Origin of the sequence: Bradyrhizobium sp. CCBAU 53421, from assembly GCF_015291625.1 — a bacterium.
Taxonomy (GTDB): domain Bacteria; phylum Pseudomonadota; class Alphaproteobacteria; order Rhizobiales; family Xanthobacteraceae; genus Bradyrhizobium.
This window is the reverse complement of sequence record NZ_CP030047.1, coordinates 4,847,434-4,868,313: the sequence shown is the minus strand read 5'-3', so window position 1 is coordinate 4,868,313 and position 20,880 is coordinate 4,847,434. Positions and strand designations below refer to the sequence as shown.

General features: G+C 65.0%; 19 protein-coding genes. 7 read left to right on the top strand and 12 right to left on the bottom strand.

Going from position 1 to position 20,880, the window contains the following annotated elements:
- Positions 1 to 192: 192 nt before the first annotated feature.
- From lexA to XH92_RS23265, 3 genes are all read left to right on the top strand, one after another.
- On the top strand, positions 193 to 897 hold the full coding sequence (gene lexA / locus XH92_RS23275) for a transcriptional repressor LexA (RefSeq protein WP_194454188.1): 705 nt from the start codon (positions 193 to 195) through the stop codon (positions 895 to 897).
- Between the two features lie 256 nt (positions 898 to 1,153).
- Positions 1,154 to 1,582, top strand: coding sequence for a hypothetical protein (locus XH92_RS23270; protein ID WP_074130078.1), 429 nt, complete (start codon positions 1,154 to 1,156; stop codon positions 1,580 to 1,582).
- Positions 1,583 to 1,759: 177 nt separating this feature from the next.
- On the top strand, positions 1,760 to 1,987 hold the full coding sequence (locus tag XH92_RS23265; protein WP_097676285.1) for a hypothetical protein: 228 nt from the start codon (positions 1,760 to 1,762) through the stop codon (positions 1,985 to 1,987).
- On the opposite strand, the gene XH92_RS23260 is transcribed toward XH92_RS23265, so the two are convergent.
- The gene (locus tag XH92_RS23260) at positions 1,984 to 4,269 is read right to left on the bottom strand and encodes a ComEC/Rec2 family competence protein (protein ID WP_194454187.1); all 2,286 of its coding nucleotides are present in this window, start codon (positions 4,267 to 4,269) and stop codon (positions 1,984 to 1,986) included. The two genes, XH92_RS23265 and XH92_RS23260, sit on opposite strands and share 4 nt — an antisense overlap.
- Positions 4,270 to 4,700: 431 nt before the next feature.
- Here XH92_RS23260 and XH92_RS23255 point away from each other — a divergent pair, with 431 nt between their 5' ends.
- Positions 4,701 to 6,029 carry an MFS transporter gene (locus XH92_RS23255; protein WP_194454186.1) on the top strand — a complete coding sequence of 443 codons (1,329 nt, stop codon included), beginning with the start codon at positions 4,701 to 4,703 and terminating at the stop codon, positions 6,027 to 6,029.
- Between the two features lie 337 nt (positions 6,030 to 6,366).
- On the opposite strand, the gene XH92_RS23250 is transcribed toward XH92_RS23255, so the two are convergent.
- The 3 genes from XH92_RS23250 to XH92_RS23240 all read right to left on the bottom strand — a co-directional run bounded on the left by XH92_RS23250 (position 6,367) and on the right by XH92_RS23240 (position 9,152).
- Positions 6,367 to 6,729 carry an SPW repeat protein gene (locus tag XH92_RS23250; RefSeq protein WP_194454185.1) on the bottom strand — a complete coding sequence of 121 codons (363 nt, stop codon included), beginning with the start codon at positions 6,727 to 6,729 and terminating at the stop codon, positions 6,367 to 6,369.
- Between the two features lie 322 nt (positions 6,730 to 7,051).
- Positions 7,052 to 7,438, bottom strand: coding sequence for a nuclear transport factor 2 family protein (locus XH92_RS23245; protein ID WP_194454184.1), 387 nt, complete (start codon positions 7,436 to 7,438; stop codon positions 7,052 to 7,054).
- 34 nt (positions 7,439 to 7,472) lie between these two features.
- Positions 7,473 to 9,152 carry a glutamine--tRNA ligase/YqeY domain fusion protein gene (locus XH92_RS23240; RefSeq protein WP_194454183.1) on the bottom strand — a complete coding sequence of 560 codons (1,680 nt, stop codon included), beginning with the start codon at positions 9,150 to 9,152 and terminating at the stop codon, positions 7,473 to 7,475.
- A 180-nt stretch (positions 9,153 to 9,332) separates the two neighbouring features.
- Between XH92_RS23240 and gltX the strand changes: the two genes are divergently transcribed.
- Both gltX and gltA read left to right on the top strand, forming a co-directional pair.
- A complete protein-coding gene (gene gltX / locus XH92_RS23235) occupies positions 9,333 to 10,754 on the top strand; it encodes a glutamate--tRNA ligase (protein ID WP_194454182.1) in 1,422 nt (473 codons plus the stop codon).
- Positions 10,755 to 10,914: 160 nt separating this feature from the next.
- Positions 10,915 to 12,216 carry a citrate synthase gene (gene gltA, locus XH92_RS23230; RefSeq protein ID WP_194454181.1) on the top strand — a complete coding sequence of 434 codons (1,302 nt, stop codon included), beginning with the start codon at positions 10,915 to 10,917 and terminating at the stop codon, positions 12,214 to 12,216.
- Between the two features lie 38 nt (positions 12,217 to 12,254).
- Here the strand turns inward: gltA and XH92_RS23225 are convergent, their stop codons facing one another.
- The 5 genes from XH92_RS23225 to lpxA form a co-directional block, all read right to left on the bottom strand.
- Positions 12,255 to 12,590 (bottom strand): helix-turn-helix transcriptional regulator, encoded by a 336-nt coding sequence (locus XH92_RS23225; RefSeq protein ID WP_194454180.1) that lies wholly within the window; start codon positions 12,588 to 12,590, stop codon positions 12,255 to 12,257.
- A gap of 4 nt (positions 12,591 to 12,594) precedes the next feature.
- Complete coding sequence (locus XH92_RS23220) at positions 12,595 to 13,248, bottom strand: SRPBCC family protein (RefSeq protein ID WP_194454179.1); 654 nt, start codon at positions 13,246 to 13,248, stop codon at positions 12,595 to 12,597.
- Positions 13,249 to 13,353: 105 nt separating this feature from the next.
- The gene (gene lpxB, locus XH92_RS23215) at positions 13,354 to 14,541 is read right to left on the bottom strand and encodes a lipid-A-disaccharide synthase (RefSeq protein WP_194454178.1); all 1,188 of its coding nucleotides are present in this window, start codon (positions 14,539 to 14,541) and stop codon (positions 13,354 to 13,356) included.
- Positions 14,541 to 15,398, bottom strand: a complete 858-nt coding sequence (locus XH92_RS23210; RefSeq protein WP_194454177.1) for an LpxI family protein — start codon at positions 15,396 to 15,398, stop codon at positions 14,541 to 14,543. Before XH92_RS23210 ends, lpxB begins: the two co-directional genes overlap by 1 nt.
- Before the next feature lie 19 nt (positions 15,399 to 15,417).
- Positions 15,418 to 16,212 carry an acyl-ACP--UDP-N-acetylglucosamine O-acyltransferase gene (gene lpxA / locus XH92_RS23205; protein ID WP_194454176.1) on the bottom strand — a complete coding sequence of 265 codons (795 nt, stop codon included), beginning with the start codon at positions 16,210 to 16,212 and terminating at the stop codon, positions 15,418 to 15,420.
- A gap of 138 nt (positions 16,213 to 16,350) precedes the next feature.
- Here lpxA and XH92_RS23200 point away from each other — a divergent pair, with 138 nt between their 5' ends.
- Positions 16,351 to 16,674: a KTSC domain-containing protein gene (locus tag XH92_RS23200; RefSeq protein ID WP_194454175.1), complete on the top strand. Its 324-nt coding sequence runs from the start codon at positions 16,351 to 16,353 to the stop codon at positions 16,672 to 16,674.
- Positions 16,675 to 16,683: 9 nt separating this feature from the next.
- Here the strand turns inward: XH92_RS23200 and fabZ are convergent, their stop codons facing one another.
- Genes fabZ through bamA form a run of 3 tightly spaced genes read right to left on the bottom strand, consistent with a single transcriptional unit; the run spans position 16,684 to position 20,779 of the window.
- A complete protein-coding gene (fabZ, locus tag XH92_RS23195) occupies positions 16,684 to 17,142 on the bottom strand; it encodes a 3-hydroxyacyl-ACP dehydratase FabZ (RefSeq protein WP_194454174.1) in 459 nt (152 codons plus the stop codon).
- Positions 17,142 to 18,203: a UDP-3-O-(3-hydroxymyristoyl)glucosamine N-acyltransferase gene (gene lpxD, locus XH92_RS23190; RefSeq protein WP_194454173.1), complete on the bottom strand. Its 1,062-nt coding sequence runs from the start codon at positions 18,201 to 18,203 to the stop codon at positions 17,142 to 17,144. The genes fabZ and lpxD overlap by 1 nt, the downstream gene beginning before the upstream one ends.
- A gap of 32 nt (positions 18,204 to 18,235) precedes the next feature.
- A complete protein-coding gene (bamA, locus tag XH92_RS23185) occupies positions 18,236 to 20,779 on the bottom strand; it encodes an outer membrane protein assembly factor BamA (RefSeq protein ID WP_194454172.1) in 2,544 nt (847 codons plus the stop codon).
- Positions 20,780 to 20,880: the final 101 nt, after the last annotated feature.

The following is a 20,880-nucleotide window of genomic DNA, read 5'->3' as shown; positions in this document are numbered from 1 at the left end:
AAGTGGTTGCGGAACACATATCGAACATATAGTGTCCGTTCATGATTTGTTTCGAGTACTGGTGTCTACAAACGGGAGACCACCAGGGAGCGCTTGCAACGAGCACCGCGCTCCTGAGGTCAGCCCCGCCTGCGGGTCCCACCTGAAGAGTCTCGGAATCGAACGACGCTATCAACCGGGGGAATACTCGAGATGCTCACGCGCAAACAGTACGAACTTCTGCGTTTCATCAACGAACGTCTGAAAGAGGCCGGCGTGCCGCCCTCCTTCGACGAGATGAAGGATGCGCTCGACCTGCGCTCGAAGTCCGGTATCCACCGCCTGATCACTGCGCTGGAAGAGCGCGGCTTCATCCGCCGCCTGCCCAACCGCGCCCGCGCTATCGAAGTCATCAAGCTGCCCGAGCTGTCGGCCGGCGGCAGCAACGGCCGCCGCGGCTTCACGCCGAGCGTCATCGAAGGCACCCTCGGCAAGCGCACCAGCACGCCGCCGATTGCCGAGGACGACGGCAACCGTCCGGTCGCGGTCCCCGTGATGGGCCGGATCGCCGCCGGTACGCCGATCGAGGCGCTGCAGACCCGCAGCCACACCATCAGCGTACCACCCGACATGCTCGGCGCCGGCGAGCATTATGCGCTGGAAGTGCGCGGCGACTCGATGGTCGATGCCGGCATCCTCGACGGCGACATGGCGCTGATCCAGCGCAACGACGTCGCCAACACCGGCGACATCGTGGTGGCGCTGATCGACGAGGAGGAAGCCACCCTGAAGCGCTTTCGCCGCCGCGGTGCATCGATCGCGCTGGAGCCGGCCAACACCGCCTATGAGGTGCGCATCCTGCCGCCGAACCGGGTCCGCATCCAGGGCAAGCTGATCGGCCTCTATCGCAAATACTGATTTCAAATACTTGCGGCGGCGAGGAACGAGCAACACATCGGAATCGTTCCTTGATAGATGGCGTAACGTGCCGCCTGCCCGATGCGCTCCGATACCTCCCACGCAGCGTCGCGTGTTTGTGATCGGGGCGTTCGTCGAGCAGTCGTACAATCGCCCAGAAACGAGGAGACACTCGTTCGTTATCGTCCACTCTGGTAGAGGCCCTATGCCTCAAGGAGAGGCACGGGTCGCTACCCTCGAACAGAGGAGCCATCCGATGTGTGACTATAGTCTGCACGCCGTGGCGTCGCGCCCCGCCATTGTTGGAGAGACGCTGATCACCACGACTTTCCGCGGCACGTCGACCCGCGGCTTTGCTTCGGAGAATGATCCCACGGTCGCGGTCTGCATGCTGCCGGGCACCGAGCTCGCTTTCGCCGAGAACGTTCGCTACGACAGCCGCTGGATCTGGACCAAGACGATGAACTTCCGCGTCGGCGTGTTCAACGAAGTCGAGCCCGACGTTCCCGATCGCCATCACGACGCGGTCGAATTCCCCGACGGCAGCCATGTGCTGGTGACCCAATTGGTCGAGGGACAACGCGTCAGCGTGCTGCAACTGCCGGCACTGCATCCGCCGGTCGAGCAGAAGCCGAAGGTTGTGGAGCGGCGGCCCTCCGCATTTGCGTCGCTGTTTTTGGGTTGAGCGCATCGTCGCCGCGGAATGAGCGATCCGGCGGCGGGTGACCTTGAGCGATTTCGAGCGACCCCGGACGCCGGGTTCCGGGGCGCGGCAGGAGATTTGCGTCGGCGGCCGGCTTGGCGCATCATTGGGCACGGAGGACGTGCACTCACGGAAACCTGCTCAACGGAAACCTGCTCAGTGGTCGACAAGGTCACATGGCAAAAGGCTGGACGCGTCACGGAGCCGGGCCGCTACATGTTCCGGTTCGGCTGGCTGACCGTGACGGCTGATGACCTGAAGGTCTGGGAGCAATTCCCGGAGGCTTCCTTCACCCTCGTCAAGAAGCCCGATGCCGGCCCCGACTCCGACGAGTTCCATCTCGGCCTGTTCGAGCTGCCGACCGGACCCTCACCCGACAACGGCTAATCCTCGCCCTGCAGATCGGTCTCGGCCGGCGTCGCATCCACGGCGGGCCGTGGCGCGGCAGCCGGCGCGCGCAGCGTGGTCTCGCTCTCGCCATCACCGGGCACCGCCGGCGACCACGGCCGGTCGATCCCGCCGGGCTTGACCGCATCGACGGCGTAGCCGTCCCTGATACGCCGGAGCACCAGCGCGCCGTGGCGCCGCAACCGCTCGGCGTCGATCACCGAGGCCGCGCAATCCTTCGGCGCCGGCCGCGCCGTCACGATCAGCGCCGCGCGCTCGCAATCATCAGCCAGCGCCTCGGGCCGGCTCACCAGCGCGACGAAGGCGCCGCCGGGCCCCTGCGTCACGCAGCCGCCCGGATCGCAGGAAACACCCTCGGCGAGCGAGGCGTCCATAGCGGTCCTCGCATCGGCGTCCGCCGCCAGCCACTCCTTGATGAGGAAGGCGTCCTTGGCGCTGTGCATCAGATGCAGCCGGCCGTCGCCGCCCCGCACCGCGACATTGCGGCCGTCGGCGGAGACCAGCACGTCCGGCTGTGGCACCCGCACCGCCCAGACCGAAGCCGCCACCAGCAGCACCGCCCCCGACCAACGCAGCGGCGTGCGCAACAGCCCGAGCAGGATCAGGCCGGCGCTGGCCATGATCATCGGCCCGGCCCCAAACGCCGCCATCCGGCCGACCGCGCCGGGGAGCGCGGCGACCCATTGCGTCACCAGGATCATCCAGTCGATGCCAAACCCCATGATCGCCCAGAACACGCCGTCGAAGCCGAACGGCATCGCAAGCAGCCCGAGCAGGCCGGCCGGCATCACGACCGCCGAGACCACCGGCATCGCTGCGAGGTTGGCCAGCAGCCCGTAGGGCGTCACGCGATGGAAATGGAACGCGGCGTAGGGCGTGGTCGCGAGCCCAGCCACCAGCGAGGCCAGCATCAGCATGGTGAGCTCGCGCCCGCCCCACAGAGCGACCCGCGCGGTGGCGGAATGGTCGGGCGACGCCAGCAGGTTCGGCAGCCCGATCTGCACCAGTGCCACCAGCCCGAGCGTCGCGGCAAACGACATTTGGAAGCTCGGATGCACCAGCGATTCCGGCGCGATCGCGAGCACGATCAGCGCCGCCACCGCCAGCGTGCGGAAGGTGATCGCGCGGCGATCGACGATCACGGCGATCAGCACCACGGCCGTCATGAAGAACGATCGCTGGGTCGCAACCTCCGCCCCCGACAGCAGCAGATAGAACGCCGCCGCGACCAGCGCGGCCGCCGCCGCCCATTTCTTGATCGGGTGTCCGGCCGTCAGCGCCGGAAACAGCGCAAGCAGCGCGCGGATCGTGAAGAACACGACGCCGGCGACCACGGCCATGTGGTAGCCGGAGATCGACAGCACATGGCCGAGCCCCGAGATGAACATCGCGTCGTTGACCGGCGTCGTGATCGCATCGCGCCGCCCGGTGAGCAGCGCCGTCGCGATCGCGCGCTGATCGCCGTCCAGCGTGGTGCGGATGCGCGCGTCGATGGCGTCGCGCAGCCACTGCATGAAGGCGGCATAACGCAGCGCAAGGCCGCCGGTCGCAGGCGGCTCCTTTGTCCTGACCGCGCCCATCACGAAGCCGGAGGCGCCGATGCCCTGGAAATAGAGGTCGCGGCCGAAATCATAGGAGCCCGGACGCTGCGGCCCGAGCGGCGGCATCAGCCGCGCCTTCAATTCGACGAAGCTGCCGACATCGGGCGCGGTGCCCTTCTTCACTGAGAGCCTGACGCGCTCGAGTTTTGGTACCTCGCGCTGGCTTTCCATCGACACGACGCGCAGTACGAAGCGGTCGGTTTTCTCCCTGATGTCGCGCGTCTCGACAAAGCCGGTCAGCGCCACGGAAAATAGCGGCCGCGCCAGCACGCCATGGGCGATCCGCGCGGTCTTCCAGGTCGCCGTCGCAAAGCCCGCAGCGACCGCAGCCAGCATCACGATGGCGGGAAACACGCTGCGCCGCTGCAGCAGCAGCGCCAGCAGGCAGAGCGCGACGGCGACGCTGGCGGCGACCGACAGCACCGGCTCGTGCTCGGCCCCAAAATAGAACGCAATGCCCGTCCCGAACGCCACCGGCACCCAGGGCAACAGCCGCCCGGCGCCCGCCTCCGCACGCGCCCATTGCCGCAGCGTCTCGACGAGAGGCCGCCAGATGCTGGCGCGCGCCGGAACATAGCCGCCGGCTGGCATAGCCGCGCGCGGCGGCCACGTCCCCGCGTAGCCGCGTCTGCCGCCCGGCGTTGTGCCCTGCTCCGCCATTCCGCTCGCGATCCCTGCCGGGCTGCGAAGCTACCGGAAGTTGTGACCTCACTGCTAGCAGAACGGATGCAGAATACCGCCGGGCAAGGCCGGGATACCAGGACCGACCTTTGTCGCGGCTCCCCGCGCCAGGCCCAGATGTAGCCTGCGTCAAACCGATCAAGCCGAAAGTCTCATTAGGTACCGATCCCATTGGGACTAGACTAACCCGATGCCTCCACCCCCGGACAGACGGGACGAGGCAGTGACGGCTCGCGGCACCTGACAGCCGCTGGAGCTCTTCTCAGGTGGCCCACAACTCCCCCTGAGACCAGGCGTTGCGGACGAACTCGCAAATCTCGCCTGCAACGCCGCGCACCACGCGCACGCCGCGAGCGGATCGATCGCTGAAAAACGCGAGGCGTAGCGTTTGCATTTGAGAGGAGCCGCACATGGCAATTCAAGTACCGAGCGATTTTCGTCGCGTGATTGTCGCTGCGTCAGTGGGAAACATCATTGAGTGGTATGACTTCTATATCTTTGGCAGCCTGGCCGCAGTTCTGTCGGTCAAGTTCTTTGAACAGTCCCACCCCATCGCGGCCCTGCTGAGCACGATCGCGCTGTTCACTGCGGGATTCCTGATCCGTCCATTGGGGGCCTTCCTGTTCGGATGGATGGGCGATCGGGTCGGCCGCAAATATACGTTCCTCATTACGCTGAGCGGAATGGGCCTCGGAACCGGCGCGATCGGACTGATCCCAACTTATCAGTCGATCGGCGTGACGGCCGCATTCGTCCTGTTCGGCCTGCGGATGATCCAGGGTCTATGCCTGGGCGGCGAATATGGCGGCGCCATCACCTATGTCGCCGAGCATGTTCCGGACGACAGCCGGGGCTACTACACAGGCTGGCTACAAACCTCGCCGACGCTCGGGATCGTGGTGTCGCTGGCCGTGATCGTCCTGACCCGGACCTGGGCCGGCAATCAGGCCTTCGACGAATGGGCGTGGCGCGTTCCGTTCCTGGTCTCGTTCCTGTTGGTGGCCATCGCCATCTACATCCGGCTCCAGCTCCAGGAGACGCCGATTTTCCAGGAGATCAAGGCCCGCGGACAAATGACCAGGAATCCCTGGCGCGAAGCTTTCCTCAGCCCCAACATCAAGTACATCCTGATCGCCATCGTCGTCCTGATCGGACAGGGCGTGGTCTGGTACAGCGGTCAATTCTGGGCACTATACTTCCTGCAACAGGTCTCCAAGGTCGATCCGGTGACCTCGGCCTACATCGTGGGAACCGCACTGCTGATCGCAACGCCGAGCCTGATCTTCTTTGGCTGGCTGTCGGATCAGATCGGCCGCAAATCCGTGATCCTCGGCGGGATGCTGCTTGCCGCGATCACCTACTATCCCCTGTATCTGTGGCTCGGCACGGTCACGCAGCCGGGACACATCAACTATCCGGTCGCCGTCTTCATCATCTTCATCCTCGTCTGCTACGTCGGGATGGTGTACGGGCCGGTCGGAGCGTTCCTGGCGGAATTCTTCCCGGCCAGGATCAGGTACACCTCGGTCTCGGTGCCGTATCATATCGGCAATGGTTGGGGCGGCGGATTGGTGCCGTTCATCACATCAGCCGGCTTCGCAGCGACCGGCAGCATCGGCTACGCGCTAATCTACCCGATTGTCGTCCCCGCGGTGTGCTTCGTGATCGCCCTCCTTGTCATGCCGGAGACACGCAAGACCAGAATTTGGGAGCAGATCGAGGCAAGAGTTGCATCGTGACGGAGTGACGTGGCCGAGGGGCGACTAGAGCCGTTTCCGTTCCGATGGAATCGGAACGGGGCTCTAGAATCTCGTTTTGACGCGTTTTCTTTACGCGAACCGGTTTCCACTTCGCTCGAAAGCGCTCTACCCCTGCAGCGACGGCGATAGCCGCTTTCCCGCAAGTGCGGGACGACGCTTCTCTATCGTCCCGCTCGCGGTCGCCGGCGTGATTTCTCTGCAAAGGCTGCGTGCGTGTTCCATCAACGCGGCCTGGAGGGGACGCAGCTTCGCGCAATTGCAAGCTCTCCCGCCGCCGGTGGTCGGCGGTCAGACCAACGTTTCAGTCGGCTTCCTCTCAGCCAGCTCGGTGATGCCAGCGATCGTGCCACCAAGTGGCGAAATCACGATCCACCGTCAGCTCCCAGCAAGCGAGCACGATCACCACGATGCCGGCGAGAGCGCTGCTCGTCGTGGCCGATCCCTGTTGGTAGCCAAACGTCCAGGGTGCCAACACCAGAGCCACCCCCATCAGCATCTCACCCCATTCCTCCAGATAGGACGGAATGATGAATGCCTCCACGGCAAACAGCACGACGCCCAATCCGAGCGCGATGGAGATCCAGAGAGCTGCCCCGGAGAAGCCCAGTGCAAACGGCGACGCGACCAGCCAGACGCCCACCAACAGGCTGGCAGCATCCTGCCAGTGTTGAATCCGCATGATCCTCACCTCCTTCTTTCGAAGACATGGTGTGGCGGGGACAAAAATGCATCGGTCCGACCTGCGATTGCCGCTGATGATCCGCAAGCCGACGACCGTGCTGCCGTCCGTCCGCCCGGAAGCCGCTCTCCACGGCCTACGACCTTGGTCCCTCCTCGCGATGCAGCGAGATCCGGATAGCTTCCAAGTTGGGTGCAAGAGCGCGTGGATGAGCGGCAGCCGCGAGGCGCATGACGCTCGGCCCCGAGCACTGCCCATGCACTCTCCCTGACTACGAGGGCCCGCCGGCCCTCGACTTTTTGTGTCAGCTCCAGGGCTAAGCCTAGATCAACGGCGTCTGCGATGAGACATGATGGCAGGCGATCTTCCAGTCACCGTCCTCGCGCGTAATCACCCAGGTGATCTTGACGGCGAGCGACGGCGCCTCGCCGTCGAGGAAGAACGACGCGATAGCAGCCATGTTGACGAGATCGGCATTCACCCGCGCGGCCCTGACATCGCTGAACCGAACGCGCGGCCCCTGCCAGCGCGGCAGGCCGTCAAAGTAGGCTTTGACGCCATCGCGGCCGCGATACAGCGTCGGGTTCGAGCCGAAGAAGAACGCGTGCTGCGAATAAAGCGCGGCAAGCGCATCGGCATTGAGCTCGCCGAAACCTGCGGACCATCGTGCGATGATGGCGGAGACGATCTCGTCGGCTTCGTCAGGCATCGATCGCCTCCGTCTTTTGTCCGCGCGGATTGCGCTAGCCCTTGCCGCCGACTTCCTTGGCGAAGGTGTCGCGCAGACCGATGGTGCGGTTGAACACCAGCCTGTCCGGCGTCGAATCCGCATCGCGCACGAAATAGCCCTGCCGCTCGAACTGCATCGCGTCCAGCGAGTTGCTCTCGGCGATCGCAGGCTCGACCCGCGCATCACTGAGCACTTCCAGCGACTGTGGGTTCAGATCGGCGGCGAAATCGGCGGCGTTCGGGCTCGGATTGGCGAACAGCTGATTGTAGATGCGGATTTCCGCCGGCTTCGACTGCGTCGCCGGTAGCCAGTGCATCGTCGCCTTCACCTTGCGGCCGTCAGGGGCGTTGCCGCCCTTGGTCAAGGGATCGTAGGTCGCGCGCAGCTCGACGACCTCGCCGGCGTCATTCTTCACCACACCGGTGCACTTGATGAAGTAGGCATAGCGCAGCCGCACCTCATTGCCGGGCGAGAGGCGGAAGAACTTCTTCGGCGGGTTCTCCATGAAGTCGTCGCGCTCGATATAGAGCTCGCGGCCGAAGGCGATCCTGCGGGTGCCGGCTTCCGGATTGTCGGGATGGTTGATCGCCTCGATCTCCTCGACCTGGCCTTCCGGATAGTTCTCGATCACGACCTTGAGCGGTCGCAGCACCGCCATGCGGCGCAGCGCCGTGCGGTTCAGCTCCTCGCGGATGCAGAACTCGAGCATGCCGACATCGACCACGCTGTTGGCCTTGGCAACGCCGATGCGCTTGATGAACTCGCGCACCGCGGCCGGCGGCACGCCGCGGCGCTTGAGGCCCGCGACCGTCGGCATCCGCGGATCGTCCCAGCCTGCGACATGGCCGTCGCGGACGAGCTGGGTCAGCACGCGCTTAGACAGCAGCGTGTAGGTCAGATTGAGGCGCGCCATCTCGTACTGGTGCGGCTTCGACGGCACCGGCAGCTTGTCGAGCAGCCACTCATAGAGCGGACGATGATCCTCGAACTCCAACGTGCAGATCGAATGGGTGATGCCTTCAATGGCATCCGACTGGCCATGCGCGTAGTCGTAGCTCGGATAGATCGACCATTTGTCGCCGGTGCGCGGATGGTGGGCGTGCAGGATGCGGTACAGCACGGGGTCGCGCAGGTTGATGTTGCCGGCGGACATGTCGATTTTGGCGCGCAGCACCCGCGCGCCGTTCGGAAATTCCCCGGCCTTCATGCGGCGGAACAGATCGAGGTTCTCGTCGACCGAGCGGTCGCGGAACGGCGAGTTCTTGCCGGGCTCAGTCAACGTGCCACGGGAAGTGCGGATCTCCTCCTGCGACTGGTCGTCGACATAGGCGTAGCCGGCCTTGATCAGGCCCTCGGCCCAATCGTACAGGCGCTCGAAATAGTCCGACGCATAGAAGAGGTTTTTGCCCCAATCGTAGCCGAGCCAATGCACGTCGGCCTGGATCGAGTCGATGTACTCCTGCTCCTCCTTGGTCGGATTGGTGTCGTCGAAGCGCAGATTGCACTGGCCGCCGAATTCCTGCGCGATGCCGAAATTCAGGGCGATCGACTTGGCGTGGCCGATATGCAGGTAGCCGTTCGGCTCCGGCGGAAAGCGGGTCACGATCCGGTTGTGCTTGTGGGAGGAGAGATCGGCCTGGACGATGTCGCGGATGAAGTCGCGCCCTGCCTCTGCCGTCGTGTCAGTCGTCATCAAAGGGTTCCCTGAAGGATTAAGCTTAACCTTCTGCCAAATTCGCGCCGCCCGGCCAAGCCTGGTTTCAGAGTCCGGTTTCAGAGCCTGGTTTGGCCTGCAAAAGGTCAGCCGGGGCTTTAGTTATGTCCGGTTCCTGATATACACCACCGCCCATTCCAGCATACGTCGCACTCGATCATGACCAATTCCGTCGTTACCCGCTTCGCCCCCTCGCCGACCGGCTTCCTCCACATCGGGGGTGCCCGCACCGCGCTGTTCAACTGGCTCTATGCCAGGAAGCTCGGCGGCAAGATGCTGCTCCGGATCGAGGACACCGACCGCGAACGCTCGACCAAGGAGGCGATCGACGCCATCCTGGACGGCCTGAAATGGCTCGAGCTCGATTGGGACGGCGACGTGATCTACCAGTTCAGCCGCGCCGCCCGGCATCGCGAGGTCGCCGAGGGCCTGCTCGCCGCCGGCCGCGCCTATTACTGCTACGCCACGCCGGAGGAGCTGGCCGCGATGCGCGAGAAGGCGCGCGCCGAGGGCCGCACCCGCCTCTATGACGGCATGTGGCGTGACCGCGATCCGGCCACCGCCCCTTCGGACGTCAAGCCGACCATCCGCCTCAAGGCGCCGCAGACCGGCGAGACCGTGATCGAGGACCAGGTCCAGGGCCGCGTGGTCTGGCAGAACGAGAACCTCGACGACCTCGTCCTGCTGCGCGGCGACGGCACCCCGACCTACATGCTCGCGGTCGTGGTCGACGACCACGATATGGGCGTCACCCACGTCATCCGCGGCGACGACCACCTGATCAACGCCGCGCGCCAGAAGCAGATCTACGACGCGCTGGAATGGGAGCTGCCGAGCATGTCCCACATTCCGCTGATCCATGGTCCCGACGGCTCGAAACTGTCGAAGCGCCACGGCGCGCTCGGCGTCGATGCCTACCGCGCGCTCGGCTACCTGCCGGCCGCCTTGCGCAACTACCTCGTCCGGCTCGGCTGGAGCCACGGCGACCAGGAGATCTTCTCGACCCGAGAGATGATCGACGCGTTCGACCTCCCGGGCATCGGCCGTTCGGCGGCGCGGTTCGATTTCGCCAAGCTGGAGAACCTCAACGGTCACTATATCCGGCAGAGCGATGATCAATCCCTCGTGACCCAGTTCGAGAGCGTGCTGGATTATGTTCCTGAAGGCGCTGCGCTGAAGGCCAAGCTCAATGACGTCACCCGCGCGCAGTTACTGCGGGCGATGCCGAGCCTGAAGGAGCGCGCCAAGACGCTGATCGAGCTGATCGCGGGCGCCTACTTCATTTTCGCCGATCGGCCGCTCGAGCTCGATCCGAAAGCGGCGGCGCTCCTTACGCCGGAAACGCGCGCGCTGATCGGCCGGCTGCGCACCGCGCTGGAAGCCGTGAACGACTGGACGGCGGAAACCACCGAGACCGCCATGCGGAATTTCGCCGAGCAGAACAATCTGAAACTCGGCGCCATCGCCCAGCCGCTGCGGGTGGCGCTGACCGGACGGACAACGTCGCCGGGCATATTCGACGTGCTGGCCGTGCTGGGACGCCAGGAGTGTCTCGCCCGTCTCGCCGATCAGGCGGCGTGATCCTGCATGGACCCCCTCCAGGGTCCATCTTGCAGCGCACATTGCAATGAGCTACCCATCCCCGGACGCCTTCTCAATAAGCCGTTCCGCCCCGCCATGGGCCGCAAATTAGCGACTGGGCAAGGTCGGTTTTCGCAACGAATTCATCGGGGATATCACGATGGACGCAAAATCCAGCAAGACAGCCACACTCACCATCGGCAACAAGAACTACGATTTCCCGATCCTGAGCGGCACGGTTGGGCCTGATGTCATCGACATCGGCAAGCTCTACGGCCAGGCCGGGGTGTTCACCTACGACCCCGGCTTCACCTCGACCGGCAGCTGCCAGTCGAAGATCACCTATATCGACGGCGACGCCGGCGTTCTCGAATACCGCGGCTACCCGATCGAGCAGCTCGCCGAGAACGGCGATTTCCTCGAGACCTGCTACCTGCTGCTCTACGGGGAGCTTCCGACCCCGGCGCAGAAGAAGGACTTCGACCATCGCGTGATCCATCACACGATGGTGCACGAGCAGATGGCGCGCTTCTTCCAGGGCTTCCGCCGCGACGCCCATCCGATGGCGATCATGGTTGCCGCCGTCGGCGCGCTTGCCGCGTTCTACCATGACTCCACCGACATCAACGATCCGCGGCAGCGCATGATCGCCTCGATGCGGATGATCGCTAAGGTGCCGACGCTGGCGGCGATGGCCTACAAGTACACGATCGGCCAGCCGTTCATCTATCCGAAGAACTCGCTCTCGTTCGCCGAGAACTTCCTCAACATGTGCTTCGCGGTGCCCTGCGAGGAGTACAAGATCAATCCGGTGCTCGCCGACGCGCTCGACAAGATCTTTATCCTGCACGCCGACCACGAGCAGAACGCCTCGACCTCGACGGTCCGCATCGCCGGCTCCTCGGGCGCCAATCCGTTCGCCTGCATCGCGGCCGGCATCGCCTGCCTGTGGGGCCCGGCGCATGGCGGCGCCAACGAGGCCGCGCTCAACATGCTCTACGGCATCGGCAAGGTCGAAAACATCCCGGACTTCATCGCCAAGGTGAAGGACAAGAACAGCGAAGTTCGCCTGATGGGCTTCGGCCACCGGGTCTACAAGAACTACGATCCGCGCGCCAAGATCATGCAGAAGATGTGTCACGCGGTGCTGAAGGAGACCGGCCACGGCGACGATCCGATGCTCAAGGTCGCGATGGAGCTGGAGAAGATCGCGCTCAGCGATCCCTACTTCATCGATCGCAAGCTCTACCCGAACGTCGACTTCTATTCGGGCATCACGCTGAAGGCGATGGGCTTCCCGGTCTCGATGTTCACCGTGCTGTTCGCGGTCGCCCGCACCGTCGGCTGGATCAGCCAGTGGAGCGAGATGATCGAGGATCCGCAGCAGAAGATCGGCCGTCCGCGCCAGCTCTACACCGGCGTCGCGCGCCGCGACTATGTGGCGATCGACAAGCGCAAGTAAGCTTCTTCTCTAAGAGAATCCGAGCCGAGACGGCGCCATCATTCCTGATGGCGCCGTTTTCGTTTGCCGCGCGCGACCTCGGTCGCGAGCGCATCGAGACGCGGCAGCCAGAACGCCCTGAACCGGTCGAGCCAGTCATCGACCTCGCGGAGCCGCTGCGGCTCCACGGCATAGATGCGCCGCGTGCCATCGGCGCGCACCGACGCGAAGCCGGCGTCCCGCAGGATCCGCAGCTGCTGCGAGACCGCCGATTGGGTGATGCCGAACTCGCGCTGCACGACCGCGACGACATCGCCCGAACTGTGCTCGCCGGTCGCGAGCAGTTCCAGGATGCGCCGGCGGACGGGATCGCCGAGGATGTCGAAGGCGTGCATCGCACTAGCCTCCCGGCTCAGGCTCGCCGCAATAGAACGCCGTCGTATTGGCCCCAGCACGGCGTGCCGCCGCCTCGTCGGTTCCCGCCGTGATCGAGGCCCGGCACCAGTCCGCGCTGCTGCGGCGGATGAAGTCCCTGCCGTCCTTGGAGCCGGGCCACGCCTCGGCCGCCGCCCGGTCGAACTGCCCACCGGGGCCCGCGGCGACGTAAAGCGCGATCCCGATAAGAGCGAGGTCCCAGCCGACGCCGACCGCGCCAGGTCCGTAGCGATCCCAGAAGTCGCCCTCGATCAGCGAAAGATGCTCCAGCTCGAGCCGCGTGCCGCCGGCGCCATCGTCTGCCAGGGTCACGGTGACCCAGCTGACGGAACCCATTGCCTCCCAGGTCACGGCGAGCCGGCGCGGCGGCTCACACGTCGTGATTTCCCCGCCCGCCTGCCCCTTGAACTGGTAGCGGCCGCCAAGCCTGAGATCGCCGGCGATCGGCAGGAACCAGCGCGGAATGCGCTCTGGATTGGTCAGCGCGTCCCAGAGATCGGCGATGTCGGTGTCGTAGCTGCGCGTCGCGATCACCGCCCGCGCCGGCTTACCATCGCGTTCCCGGACGGCGACTTCGCGGACAACAGCGCCGGCGTAGGCGACGGGATCGATCTTCATGAGGGCTCTCCGCATCAATATTAGTTATTACTAATATTAGTACAGACTAAATCTCCAGGGCAAGCGGAACCGTTGCGGCCGCATGTCGCTGCGACAGCACGATGATCAATTGACCTGGCTCGAACGCCGGTCCATCTCCGCGAGCACAATGTCGGCGGCGCGGACGCTCGGCGGCTGGTCGCCGGTCGACATCTTACCGTCCATCGTCGCGAACGCCACGAGCTGGCGCAGACGGTCGGGTGAATCCGCGAGGACATCGCTTAGCGCGTGCGCGAGCTTGTCCGGCGTGCAGTTCTCCTGCAGAAACTCAGGGATAATATCGCTGCCGATCACGAGATTGGCGAGGATCACCGACGACACCCGGATCGCACGGCGCAGGATGAATGCCTCTGCGGCGCCGACGCGATAGGCCGTCACCATCGGAATCCCTGACAGCGCGAGCTCCAGCGTCACCGTGCCCGACTTTGCCAGCGCCGCGCGGGCCACCCGAAATGCCGCGCGCTTCTCGGCTTCGCCGACGGCGAGCCGCGGCACCACGGGCCACGAGGCCACGCCTTCGCGCACCATGGCCTCGAGATGCGGCATGGTGGGAAGCACGAGGTCGAATGGCGTCTGCTTGCTGAGCTGGCCGAGCGCCGTGCCGAACAGCCCCAGATGATGCCTGATCTCGCTGCGCCGACTTCCGGGCAGAACGAGTAGGACCGGCGGCTGCGCATCGCGCCGCCTCTGCTCCTCCTCGTGCGGCCGCAGCGAAGTGAGCTGCTCGGTCAGGGGATGGCCGACATAGCTGCAGGGTGGCCCCTGCAGCTTGCGATATTCCTCCGGCTCGAACGGCAGCAGCGCGAGCACGTGATCGACGTAGCGCCGCATCGCGCGCGCCCGGCCCGGCCGCCACGCCCAGACCGATGGCGACACGTAGTCGACGATCGGAATGTGCGGGTTGCGCGCGCGGACACGTCGGGCGACGCGATGGGTGAAGTCGGGGCTGTCGATGATGACGAGCATGTCGGGCGCGGCGTCGAGCACGGCGTCGGCCGTGCGGCGGATCAATTGCAATATCTTGGGCAATTGCTTCACGACGGCGGCAAAGCCCATGATCGAGAGCTCCTCGATCGGAAACAGGGGATCGATGCCCTCGCCCGTCATCTGCCGGCCGCCGACGCCGGCAAATTGCACGGCATCGCCGAGGCGCTGGCGCAGCACCTTCATCAGCGCCGCGCCGAGGCGGTCACCGGACTCCTCGGTCGCGATGAGGAATATCTTGCGGCCGCTCGTGGGACGATCCACCTGCATCAGCCCGCCAATCCGATGACGAACAGCCCCTTGGCGTCGGCGGCCTCGATCAGAGCCTGCGGCTCCGCGGCAAGTGTGTTGCCGGCGATCACGGCGATCCCGGCGATGCCCGCCGCTGCCGCGCCCTCGACAGTGCGTGGACCGATGGTCGGCAGATCGAAGCGCAGATCCTGCTTGCTCTTCGGCGCCTTCACCAGCACGCCGCGGCCGGCCTTGGCGCGGATCCGGCCCTCGGCGCGCAGCCGCGCCACCCGCGCCAGCAGCCCATCGGTGCCTTCGATGTCCTCGACCGCGACCACGTGGCCGTCGATCACCACCGCCGCCTGGCCGATGTCGAACGGGCCGAGCGCGTCGAGCACGCCGCGTCCGCGTGCGATGTCGGCGAGTGCAGCGCTGTCCGGCACCGTGCGCGTCACGGCGCCCTCGGGCATCAGCAGATCGGGCGCGACATCCTTGATCCCGACCATGCGGAATCCCTGCTGCTCGAGGATGCGGCCGACGCTCGACAGCAGATGATCGTCGCCGCCGCGGAAAGCGCGCACCACATGGCCGAGCAGGCGCAGCGTGCCCCAGTCGAGCCGGATTTCCGACAGCGCGGGGCGCACCAGGGTGCCGATGAAGATCAGGTCCCGGCAGCCTTCGTCGCGGAACAGCCGGGTCGCCCGCCCGAGCTGGCCGACCGAGATCCAGCGATGACGAAACCGCTGCGCGCGTGCGGGATCGCAGGCGCCGCGCAGCGCGAACAGCACCGGCGTGATGCCGCGCGCGGTGAGCTGATCGGCAACCGCGAACGGCATGGCGCCGCCGCCGGCGATCACGCCGACCGGGGAAGAAAGCGAGGAAGCCGCTGACGTCATCCTGGCGGCCATCCCCTGCTCAATTGGCGTCGGCGGGAAGACAGAGCGGCCGCAGCTTGCCGCCCTCGATGAAGGCGAGGATTTCCGCGATCGCCGGATCCTCACCCGCCAGCGTCTGCACCGAAGCCAGCCGCTCGGCGAAGATGCCGGGGCCGTGGAACAGCTTTTGATAGAACGCGCGCACCACAGCCAGCCGCGCCTTGGTGAACTGGCGCCGTCGCATGCCGATGATGTTGAGCCCTTCGAGCACCGCGTACTGACCGTTGGCGAGGCCGAACGGGATGATGTCGCCGCGCACGCCGCAGACGCCGCCGATCATCACCTGCGAGCCGACACGGGTGAACTGGTGCACCGCCGACAGGCCGCCGATATAGACGAAGTCGCCGATCTCGCAGTGGCCGCCGAGCGTCGCCGAGGTCGCGAAGATCACGCCATTGCCGACCATGCAGTCATGGCCGACATGGCTGTTGTTCATGAAGAAGCCGCGATCGCCGACGCGGGTGAGCCCGCCGCCCTTGACGGTGCCGACGTTCATCGTCACGCCCTCGCGGATCGTGCAGGCTTCGCCGACTTCGAGACGGGTCGGCTCGCCGCGATAGCTGAGATCCTGCGGCGGCCCGCCGAGCGCGGCAAACGGCGAGATGACGCAGCCGGCGCCGATCTTGGTGTGCCCGCTGATCGTGACATGCGCGATCAGCTTGCAGTTCTCGCCGAGCACAACGTTGGGGCCGATGATGCAGTACGGACCGATCTCGGTGCCGGCCCCGATCACAGCGCCATCCGCAATCCGCGCAGTGGGGTCGATCATGCTCATGTCGTTACGGTCCGGAATTCGTTAATGGCGCCAAGGTGCTATCAGTCGATTTGGGCGGTCGTTAGCGCGACTTTGCCCGCCCTGTCCAGTGACGTATCATGACCGCCTGTTGCAAACGAGAAGGTCGCAACCTGATCCATGGTCCGGGCCGCCGCGCTGATCCTCAGCCTGTTCTCCGCGCCGGTCGGCCCGGAGACCATCGATCTCGGCAACAGCACGAGCGTCGATCTCTCGACCTTCGACTGCCGCGACATCAACCGCAGCACGGTCGTGCAGCGGGTCTGCTATAGCGCAAGCGAGCGCACGCTGCTGGTCGCGGTCAGGGGCAGCTACCAGCATTATTGCGGCGTGCCCACGGAGACCTACGACGCGCTGATGATCGCGCCATCGATGGGCGTCTTTCTCAATCGCGTGCTGCGGATCGCCGGCGCGGACGGCCGGTATGCCTGCAGGACGTCGTGACTTGAATCATTAGTCCGTCAGCATCGCGCCGACGTCGGCCTCGGCAACGACCTGGCCGTTGACCTTGGCGTCGCCGTGAAACCACCACATCGTCTTGCGGCGGCCAAGCGAGCGCATGTGGTACTCGATGGTGTCGCCGGGCATCACCGGCTTCCTGAACTTGCACTTGTCGATGGTGAGGAAATACACCGCGCGCGGCTTCTCGGTGCCCTCCACCGACTTGATGCCGATCACGCCGGCGGTCTGCGCCATCGCCTCGATCATCATGACGCCGGGGTAGACCGGGCGATCCGGGAAATGCCCCTGGAACGGCGGCTCGTTGAAGGTGACGTTCTTGATGCCGATACCGCTGTAGTCGGTGCGGATCTTGATCACGCGGTCGATCAGCAACATCGGAAAACGATGCGGGAGCGTCTTCAGGATATCGTTGATATCCACGAGCTCGAATTTGACCGGTGACTCCTCCATCACTCCTGTTCCTTGCCTTTGGCTTCGTTCTCGCGCACCAGGCGCTCCACCGCGATAATTTCCCTGAACCACTGCTTGGTCGGCTTGGCGAAATGCCCGCCCCAGCGACCATTGGCCGGAATGTCGTCCTTGACCGCGCTCATCGCCGTCACCTGGGCGCCGTCGCCGATCTTGAGGTGGTTGTTGATGCCCACCTTGGCACCGAGCGCGACGTTGTCGCCGATCGTCAGACTGCCGGCGAGCCCGATCTGGGCTGCCAGCAGGCAGTGCCGGCCGATGGTCACATTGTGGCCGATCTGGACCTGGTTGTCGATTTTGGTGCCCTCGCCAATCACGGTGTCGCGCAGGGAACCGCGGTCGATGGTGGAGGCGGCACCGACCTCGACATTGTTCTGGATCACCACCCGGCCGGTCTGCGGCACTTTCACGTGGCCCTTCGGCCCGAAGAAGATGAAGCCGTAGCCGTCCTGGCCAATATTGCAGCCCGGGTGGATCAGCACGTTGTTGCCGATCAGCGCGAACTGGATGGTGGTCTTGGCGCCGACATTGCAGTCGCGGCCGATCTTGACGTCGGCGCCGATCACCGCGCCGGCGCCGATAATGGTGCCCGAGCCGATCTCGACCCGCGGGCCGATCACCACCAGCGGATCGACGATGACGCCGTCCTCGAGGCGCGCGGTCGGATCGATGATGGCGGACGGGGCGATGCCCTCGGTATCGAACCAGGATTGCGGCCGCAGCGCATCGGCGTGCCATTCGCGGGCGAGCTCGACGAACACCTGGAACGGCTTCGCGGCCCGCAGCACGGCGGTGCCCTTCGGCACCTGCGCCTCGAAGCGCGGGCTGACCAGGCAGGCGCCGGCCTTGGTCGCGGCAAGCTGGTCGGCGTATTTGAGATTGTCGAAAAAGGCGAGATGCATCGGACCGGCCTCGTCGAGCGAGGCCAGCCCCCTGATCTGAAGCGCCCCCCTTTCGGGGTCGACCAGTTGCGCCTTCGTCAGCGCGGCGATTTCAGCCAGCGATGACGAAGGAGGACTTTTGAAGAAGATCGGCTGCGCCATTCCATCCGTCGCAGTCCGGTCGAGCAGCTGACTTAGAAAGTCGTACCGCCGCCAAACCGGAATTCTTGCACGCGGTCATACGCACCCTTGGTCAGCGGTACGGCATAATCGAAGCGCAGCGGACCAAACGGCGACTGCCAGATCAGGCCAACACCGACCGAGGTACGGACAACCTTGCTGTCGTCAAAGCTCAGGCCAAGGCAGGTACCCGGAGACGGCGGATTGTTCGTCGGCTTGATACAGCCAGGCTGGTTGACTTCGCCCGTCGCCGCCCACGAGGTCGGGCCCTGGTAGTCGTACAGGCCGCCGGCGTCGGCATAGACGGCGCCCTTGAGTCCGACTTCCTTCGGCAGGAACCAGAACGGCATCTGCAGCTCCGCCGACACGCCCCAATACTTGGTGCCGCCGATGGCGTCCTGGGTGCCGTAGGGATTGATGTCACGCGGACCGATGCCGTTCGGCGCGAAGCCGCGAACCAGGTTCGGGCCCATCTGGAAGTGGTCCAGCATGCGCAGGTCCTGGCTGCCCAGCTTGTTCAGGATGCCGCCCTGAGCGTGGATCACGCCGACGATGTCGGAGACCAGCGGGGTGTAGTACTTCGCATCGATCGCAGACTTGATGTAGCTGACGTCACCACCGACGCCGGCAAAGTCCTGCTTGAAGTCGATGATCAGACCGTCGGTCGGGTTCTTGTTATTGTCGAGCGTGTTGTAGTTGAGCGTGTAGCCCAGCGCCGAGGTCAGGGTCTTTCCGCCCGCCAGTTCCTTGCGAACCGGCAGCGAGGCTTCACCGTCATAGAAGCAACCCAGACCGTTGGTCGACACCAGGCTGATGCCGTTCAGATTCGCATAGGCCGGGCTCGGATTGAACGCAGGATTGGGCGTTACACCGTCAGCCAGGAAGGGATTGTTGTTACAGTTGTTGAGCGTCGACGGCAGCGTGATTTCCTGCTGATAGATCGAGTAGCGCAGCTGCAGCGACAGGTCTTCCCGCAGGCTGAAGCCGAGGCGCGGGCTGAAGCCGAGCGTCTTGGTGCCGTAGGCGATGTAACTGTTGGACAGTTGCTGGCGCTGGTAGAAATCGAGGCCGAGCGCGACGCGGTAGTCGAGCAGATAGGGCTCGACGAACGACAGCGAATAGCCGCGGGCATACTGGCCGTAGGTCACCGACGCCTTCGCGAACAGGCCCCGGCCGAGCAGGTTGCGCTCGGAGACGCTGACTTCAGCCAGCGCGCCGTCGGTGGTCGAATAGCCACCCGACACCGAGAAGTCGCCGGTCGACTTCTCCTCGAGATCGACGATCAGAATGACGCGATCGCTGGAGGACCCGGGCTCGGTGGTGATCTTCACCGTCTTGAAGAAGTCGAGGTTCTTCAGCCGGCGCTCGGCACGGTCGACCAGCGCACGGTTGTAGGCATCGCCTTCCGAGATATCAAATTCGCGGCGGATCACGTAGTCGCGGGTGCGGCTGTTGCCGCGGATGTTGATGCGCTCGATATAGGTGCGCGGACCTTCATCGATCGCGAAGGTGATCGACACCGTGTGATTGTCGAAATTGCGATCGCCGCGCGGACGGACCACCGCGAACGCATAGCCCCGGCGCGACGCCTCGATCTGCATCTCCTCGACCGACTTCTCCAGCGCCTCGGCGTTGTAGAGCGAGCCGACGTTGACGCGCGAGAACGAGCGCAGCGCGTTCGGATCGAGCGTTGCGATCGACGAGGTATAGTTGACGGCGGCGACGCGGTACTGCTGGCCCTCTTCGATCTTGAAGGTGACCATGAAGCCCTTCTTGTCGGGATCGTATTCGGTCAGCGCGGCGACGACCTGAACGTCGGCATATCCGTTCTTGAGGTAGAAACGGCGCAGCAGGTCACGGTCGGCCTCGACCCGGTCGGGGTCGTAGACGTCGTTGCCGCCGAGGAAGCTCAGGAGATTCGATTCGCGGGTCTTGATGACGTCGCGCAGACGGGACGCCGAATAGGCATTGTTGCCGACGAACTCGATCGACCGCACACCGGTCTTCACGCCTTCATTGACCTCGAAGATCAGGTCGACGCGGTTGTTCGGCTGCTCGATGATCTGCGGATTGACCCGCACATCGTAACGGCCGGAGCGGCGGTAGATTTCGGCGATGCGCAGGGCATCCGACTGCACCATCGGACGCGAGAAGGTGCCGCGCGGCTTGGACTGGACTTCGGCGGTGAGCTGCTCGTCCTTGACCTTCTTGTTGCCTTCGAAGGCAACGCGGCCAATCACCGGGTTCTCGACCACGACCACGACGAGGCGCCCGCCCCGCTGATCGATATGGACGTCCTGGAACAGGCCGGTCTCGATCAGCGCCTTCAGGCCGTCATCGATCTGGGCCTGGCCCAGCCGACCGCCCGGTCCGGGATGGAAATAGGAGCGGATGGTTTCGAGCTCGACGCGGCGGTTCCCCTCCACCGTAATCGAATCAACGGTCTGCGCTTGCGCAGGCGCAGAGACCGCAACGGCCGCCAAAGTGGCCGCCACCGGCGCGGCGAACATGACCAAGGCGGCGAACAGCCCCCCCCTCACTCGCATTCCAAACATCATGCGCAACGCGCCCTTATCTTAGCAATGCCGGACCGTTCCCCAACGACCCGACAGATTCCCAACCTGCCGCTCAGCTTGTAGCCAAATTTGCCAAGGGGGCA